Genomic DNA, 1,320 nt, shown 5'->3' on the forward strand with positions numbered 1-1,320 from the left:
GGCAAGGTGGTGATCACATCCAACAGCAAATTATTCCCGGACACACCCATGCTCAATATGGAATGCAGTCAATGTGGGAGGGGGCTTGCCCCCGATAGCAGTGTGTCAGCCACTGCATGTGCAAGCTGATCCACCGCCATCGGGGGCAAGCCCCTCCCACATTTGACCGCGTACATCCTTCAGACGTATTGCGCGGCTGCGTAGCCCGACGCCCACGCCCACTGGAAGTTAAACCCGCCCAAGTGCCCGGTCACATCCAGCACTTCACCAATGAAGTACAGCCCAGGGCTTTTCAGCGATTCCATGGTCTTGGACGACACTTCCCGTGTATCCACCCCACCCAGCGTCACCTCGGCGGTGCGATAACCCTCCGTACCCGCCGGCACCAGCTGCCAGCTGCCCAGCTTCTGCGCGATGTCGGCGATTTCCGCGTGGGTGTACTGCTTCATCGGTTTGGACGCGAACCACGTGTCTGCCAGCAAGTTGGCCATCTTCTTGGTGAAGATCTCACCGAGCAGGGTTTTCAGCTCGCTGTTGGGGCGCTCTGCCTGTTGCTGTTGCAGCCAGGTGTGGGCGTCGTGGTCGGGCAGCAGATTGATTTCCACGATGTCGCCGGATTCCCAATACGAGGAAATCTGCAGGATCGCCGGCCCGCTCAGGCCACGGTGGGTAAACAGGATATTCTCGCGAAAGCTCTGGTCGTTGCAGCTGACCAGGCAGTCCACGGAGGTGCCGGACAACTCGCCGCACAAGTCCTTGAGCTGATCGGTGATGGTGAACGGTACCAAGCCTGCGCGGGTCGGCAGCAGTTCGTGGCCGAATTGCCGGGCCACTTGATAACCAAACCCGGTGGCGCCCAGGGTCGGAATCGACAAGCCGCCGGTGGCGATCACCAGGGATTCGCAGCGCAGTTCACCCAAGGTGGTCTGCAATTGATAACCGCTGTCGACCTTGGCGATTTCCTGCACTGAAGTATCCAGGTGCATGTTCACGCCCGCCTGGATGCACTCATCGAGCAGCACGCCGAGGATGTCGCTGGACTTGTTATCGCAGAACAGCTGGCCAAGCTTCTTCTCGTGATACGGCACGCCGTGCTTGGCCACCAGCCCGATAAAGTCCCACTGGGTGTAGCGGGCCAGGGCGGATTTGCAGAAGTGCGCGTTGTGCGAGAGGAAGTTGGCAGGCTCGGTGTACATATTGGTGAAATTGCAGCGGCCACCGCCGGACATCAGGATCTTCTTGCCGGCCTTGTTCGCGTGGTCGATCAACATCACCTTGCGCCCACGCCCGGCGGCGGTCAGTGCGCACATCAAGCCTGCG

Annotated in this window: 1 protein-coding gene; it reads right to left on the bottom strand. The window is 60.2% G+C overall.

Annotation, left to right across the window (positions count from 1 at the left end):
* Positions 1 to 179 precede the first annotated feature (179 nt).
* Positions 180 to 1,320: BaiN/RdsA family NAD(P)/FAD-dependent oxidoreductase (locus IQK56_RS30820; protein ID WP_193901995.1), on the bottom strand; the 1,141-nt coding region annotated here is incomplete at its 5' end.

This window comes from Pseudomonas cyclaminis, from assembly GCF_015163715.1.
In the GTDB taxonomy this organism is placed as follows: domain Bacteria; phylum Pseudomonadota; class Gammaproteobacteria; order Pseudomonadales; family Pseudomonadaceae; genus Aquipseudomonas; species Aquipseudomonas cyclaminis.